At 65.2% G+C, this 4,334-nt stretch carries 2 protein-coding genes and 1 pseudogene; 2 read left to right on the top strand and 1 reads right to left on the bottom strand.

Annotated features, from left to right (window positions below; translation table 11 throughout):
- Nucleotides 1-1,149 (bottom strand): annotated as a pseudogene (locus ACOJSN_RS23685) (hypothetical protein); the annotation flags it as partial.
- 294 nt (nucleotides 1,150-1,443) lie between these two features.
- Between ACOJSN_RS23685 and ACOJSN_RS23680 the strand changes: the two are divergent.
- Together ACOJSN_RS23680 and ACOJSN_RS23675 are read left to right on the top strand one after the other, a co-directional pair.
- On the top strand, nucleotides 1,444-2,862 hold the full coding sequence (locus tag ACOJSN_RS23680) for a CaiB/BaiF CoA transferase family protein (RefSeq protein WP_420114943.1): 1,419 nt from the start codon (nucleotides 1,444-1,446) through the stop codon (nucleotides 2,860-2,862).
- On the top strand, nucleotides 2,852-4,231 hold the full coding sequence (locus ACOJSN_RS23675) for an SLC13 family permease (RefSeq protein WP_420114942.1): 1,380 nt from the start codon (nucleotides 2,852-2,854) through the stop codon (nucleotides 4,229-4,231). The genes ACOJSN_RS23680 and ACOJSN_RS23675 overlap by 11 nt, the downstream gene beginning before the upstream one ends.
- The last annotated feature ends 103 nt before the right edge of the window (nucleotides 4,232-4,334 follow it).

The following is a 4,334-nucleotide window of genomic DNA, read 5'->3' as shown; positions in this document are numbered from 1 at the left end:
GAGGTCGGAGTCGTTGCGTTCGTCGTGCTCGAGCAGGTCAGCGATGGGGCTTCTCGCGTCCTTGGAACTTTCAGTACCACCGCGACATGCTCCGACCATGACGAGTTCTGCCCAGCTGGTCGTCGGAGTCATGACTCGCCTGTTGCCACCACCCGCGCGCGCGACGGCGAGGAGGTTATCGATGGTCCGCTTCGTCGTGGGTGCCTCGGGTGGTCCAACGGCTGTCTCGGACAACGCGGCACGACCTTGGACGCCCATTCGCTCAAGTTGTCCGAGAGCGGCATCAGCGCTGGCGGTCAGTCGATCGACGGTGGCCCGGCCGGCAGGGACCAGAGCCCAGAAAACCCCGTCGAACTGCGCCACGACGGACAATGGCTCGACGGCCGCGAGATGCAGTGACAGGAAGTGGCCGAATCGTTCACTCGCCAACTCATCACCAGGATCGGTGCGTTGCTCGGCGGTCGTATCAAGGCTGAAGCCGAGCAGGAAGAGCTTCAGGCCTTCACCGCTCTCACCAAACGCTCCGGTTGGTGCCGAGCCGTCACGGAGTAGCTGCATGACGGTCCGCGTTCTTGCGGTCTGCTCAACGTCTTGAGCTCGCCGATGACGCAACATCGCCGGAACGGCCAGTCGAGCGGCACGTTGGAGCGCTTCCTCGGCGTGAGGTCCGAACGGCGTATCTCCTTCGCCTACCGAGATTTCGCCGATGACGTCGCCGCCGGTGTGCACGGCGATGCGCAGTCGAGTGCGCATCTCCTCGTAGTTGCCGACCCGAACTACCGCCCCGGGGTCGGAGTAGGTCTCGTAGGCGGTGCGGTCGACGGTGAAGCGACGAACCCACTGGTCGGGGGTGCGGCGTCCAAGGATGGCGTCGCGGCGGACTTGGTCGATGGGATGCCCCTGAACTGAGTAGGCGACCACACGGTGTGCGCGGTCGTACAACACGACCGATCCACCCACCATCACCGCGACAGCATCCGCGAGCCCGTGGACAGAGCTGGGACCCGTGTCGTCGTTGGCCTCGCCGTGTGATGCCAGCAACATCGTTCGAAGCAGGACGAACAGTTGTGTCCATCCGACGCCACACTCCAGCACGACAACGTTCTCAGGCGGATCGACGGCATCGACCGGTGTGTCGGCACCGAGCACTACGGCTGGGCACCCCGCCTCAGCTGCGCGGTCGACGAGGTCCTGCTCGACGCCGGGACGGATGGCCAAGACGATCTGTCCTGGTCCGAGGCTGGTGACTCCGTCGTCCAGCAGGACCTCGTTGAGGTCCGGGTCATGCTGCATGGTCCCGCGCGCCGTCAGGGGCCCGTCGCCGATGGCTCGCAGCAGCGTGGACACCAGCATCTCGACCTCGTTGTTCTCGCGCGTGCATGTCAGACACCGCGTGCGTCGTCCAGGTTCTCTCGAGTCTAAGTCTGCTGAAGGTGCCCATCGGTGGGCTTTGGACGAAGGTCCAACAACCGGGACGACACGTCGGAGGTTTGGCCGTCGTGGTCGACATCGGGCCTACCTAGCGTGACAGGCGACACATTCTCACGTCATCGGAGCAACACGTTGGCCACACACCACCCGCCCACCCCGGAAGGCTCGTCGCCCGGGTCCACAGCCTCGAGGCCTGGCGCCACCGGGGCACCGTTGCGCGGCATCAGAGTCGTCGAGGTCGGTCACGCAGTCTCAGCGCCTCTATGCGCTCGCCACCTGGCCGACCTCGGCGCCGACGTCGTGAAGGTCGAAGCTCCAACCGGAGACCTCGCTCGCGGATACGACTCGGTCGTCGCCGGAGACTCCGCCTACTTCGCCTGGGCCAACTACGGAAAGCGCAGTGTGGTCATGGACCTGCGATCCGACGAGGGTCGCAAGCACTTCGGTCAGCTCGTCGAGACGTCCGACGTCCTGGTGCACAACTTGGGGCCCGGTGCCATGAACCGCCTGGGCTTCACCCCCGAGCATCTTCGGCAGCTGAACCCGCAACTGGTGAACTGCCAGATCACCGGCTACGGAACGACCGGCCCGATGGCTGACCGCAAGGCCTTCGACCTCCTGGTGCAAGGGGAAGCCGGACTGATGGCGGTCACCGGCACCGAAGCAGACCCGGCGAAGGTGGGGATCTCGATCGTCGACATGTGCACCGCTGTCTACGCGCTGTCCACGGTCCAAGCCGCGCTGATCGAACGAGCCAGTACAGGTATCGGCCGCCACGTCGAGGTCGCGATGATCGATTGCATCTCCGAGTGGATGATGGCGCCGGCGTTCCACCAGATCCATACCGGCAGGGCGCCCCGCCGCGAGGGTGCTCGGCACAACATGATGGTTCCCTACGGCCTCTATCGCACCGGCGAACGAACGTCGGTGAACTTCGCCATACAGACCGCGCCGCACTGGCGATCGCTCTGTGAGGACGTTCTGGAAGCCCCGGAGCTCACCGAGCATTCCGACTACGCAACGAACGCCGACCGCGTCCGCAACCGAGCCAAGCTCGAAACGCGCGTGGAGGAGCTGCTGAGCGGGATCGGACACGACGCTGCTGTCCAACGACTCCTCGCCGCAGGGATTCCGTCCGGCGAGGTGAACGACCTCGCCGGCTTGGTTGATCACGAGCAGCTGGCGGCGCGTGATCGCTGGATGCCGATCCGTACAGGCGGGGGTGACGCTCCGACGATCCGACCGCCATTCAACCTCCGAGACGGTTACGAGGTCACCCCTGCCGTGCCCGGCCTCGGCGAGCACACCGATGCAGTCCTTGCCGAGCTCGACCACCCGCCAAACGGCGCGAAGGCGCCCATCCCAAACCCCCGCAACAACGAGAACAGCATGCCTTCGGGCAGCAGGAACGGTGAGCACCATGCCAGTTGAAGTCGTTGCGCTCAGCGCATTCGTCGTCGTCTTTCTGTTGGGCACATTGCGGTCCGTGAACATGGGCGCCATCTCGCTGGTCGCCGCGTTCCTCGTGGCAGCGTTCGTCTACGACGTCGAGCCCGACGTCGTCCTCGACGGGTTTCCTGGGCAGATGTTCGTCATCCTCGTCGGCGTCACCTTCTTGTTCGGCATCGCCAGCATCAATGGCACGGTGGAGAAGCTGGTCCAGGCGGCCGTCGTCGCGGTCAGGGGGCGCACCGGCCTCGTGCCGTGGACGATGTTCTTCGTCCCTGCCGCCCTCACCGCGGTCGGTGCAGCGGCACCGGCCGCATGCGCCATCGTGATCCCCATCGCGCTGAAGTTCGCCGCGAAGCACAGGATCAACCCCGTATTGATGAGCATGATGGTCATCCAGGGAACCACCGCCGGGGGCTTCTCCCCGATCGGAATCTACGGCGTCATCGTCAACGGCATCGGCGACGGCGCAGGCCTACCCACCAATCCGGGTCTGCTTTTCGCCGGAACCTTCGTCACCACGTTCGTCCTCGCAGCGATCGCCTACGTCACTCTGGGTGGACGCCAGTTGATGGTCCAGCGCACCGACACCAAGACCGGGCAGGTCGTCTTTCCTGGCGGCGGAGCTGCCTCGACTGGGGGAGCCGATCTCTCCTCCGCGGCCTCAAGCCGGAGCGCAGGTGACGCCCCGGGCGCCACGGCGCTCGAGACCACGGACAGGTCCGGAGATGACGAGCCGCTTGCCAGCAGGCGGCTCACGACCGAGCAGATGTGCACTCTGGTCGGCATCCTTGGCCTGGTCTTCATGACTCTCGTCTTCGGTCTTGACGTCGGCTTCGTCTCGCTGACCATTGCGGTCGTGCTCTCCCTCATCTTCACCGATTCCGCGCAGGGCGCGGTGGCGAAGGTCGCCTGGCCGACAGTCCTGCTGATCTGCGGCATCATCACTTATGTGTCGCTGCTGGAGAGCCAGGGCACCGTCGATTGGCTCGGATCGGGAATCGCCGACATCGATGCGCCGCTGATGGCTGCGATCGTCATCCTGTTCATCGGCGCCTTGGTCTCGGCTTTCGCGTCGACCACCGCCATCTTGGGCGTCGTGGTCCCGCTCGCCACTCCGTTCCTGTTGACCGATCAGATCGGGGTCATCCCGTTCATCATCGCGCTGGCCGTCTCCAGCTCGGTGGTCGACTGCAGCCCGCTGTCGACGATGGGCGCGCTGGGCGTCGCGAACGCCGAAGAGGCCAAGCGGGCTCAGGTGTTCTCCGGTCTGATGAAGTGGGGAATGTCCCTCATCGTCATCGCGCCGATCTTCACCTTCCTGGTCCTCGTCTGGCCATCGGCAGCTTGAGATCCCGATCGGTGGGCGCGAGCGTCGTTCCCGCCCGCCCATCGCCCCTCCAGTGCGCAGGACTATAGTTGATCCCATGAGTGTCACGCGTGGGCGGTTGGTC

The organism is Pseudactinotalea sp. (assembly GCF_048594945.1).
Taxonomy (GTDB): Bacteria; Actinomycetota; Actinomycetes; order Actinomycetales; family Beutenbergiaceae; genus Pseudactinotalea.
Note: the sequence above shows the minus strand (reverse complement) of the source record. Positions and strands in the feature narration are given on the sequence as shown.

Excerpts from the sequence above, each read along its gene's own strand:
- ACOJSN_RS23675 (WP_420114942.1), top strand. The coding sequence starts at position 2,852 with ATGCCAGTTGAAGTCGTTGCGCTCAGCGCATTCGTCGTCGTCTTTCTG.